General features: G+C 58.8%; 1 pseudogene. It reads right to left on the reverse strand.

The annotated features are described in order from the left end of the window. Positions 1-743: pseudogene (locus AC4PR2_RS29345) on the reverse strand (hypothetical protein); the annotation flags it as partial.

Raw genomic sequence — 743 nt, forward strand, 5'->3', positions numbered from 1 at the left:
TTATTGTCGACGTGCTGCCCGTTGTAGTTGACGCTGTAGTTGCGCATTACGTCCAGGCCATCACTGAAGGTCTTGGCTTCACTGGCGGAGATATCGTGCCCCGCATCCCTGGTGTTGCGCCCACCTTCCGAGGTTTGGGCCGAACTACCTGAACTGCCTGTTCGCTCAACACCGCCATGAATATCCGCTTTACCGGATGCACCGAATGTCAACGATGCGGCCTTGCCAATTATCGACCTGTCGGTGTCGATACCTGCAGAGGCCCTCGCCCCCACATTTACATTGAGTGACCTCGCTTTCGTATCCATTTCATTGAAGGACTGATCAAACGAAATGTGATTGCGTTTCGCGTGCGCCTCCGTCACTGCAATCGCCTTGTTCATGCGCTGCACATCAGCGGTAGACATGCCGGTCTGCGCTGCCAGCGTGGTACTGTCGCTGTTGCCGAACTGGTCGTGGAACTGGCGAAGCTTGCCGCCGGTTCCAGTAACCGAGTGATTGTAGCCCTCCAGCGCCGTCTGGGTCTGCACCTCGCTCTCCCGCGTCAGCTTTTGGGCGGCCGAGGCGCGATGGTGGTCGAAGTTGATGTCGACCGGCAGTTTCGACATCGCCTCCCCGGTCTGATACACATGCTGGCCATCTGCGGTACGGGTTTCGGTGGCGCCGTTGCCCAGCTGCGTGGTGGTCTGACCGCTGCGCCAGACGCGGTTCAGGTCGGTCTTGAAGCCGTTGACGTTGTCGAC

It is taken from the genome of Serratia sp. A07 (assembly GCF_058725505.1).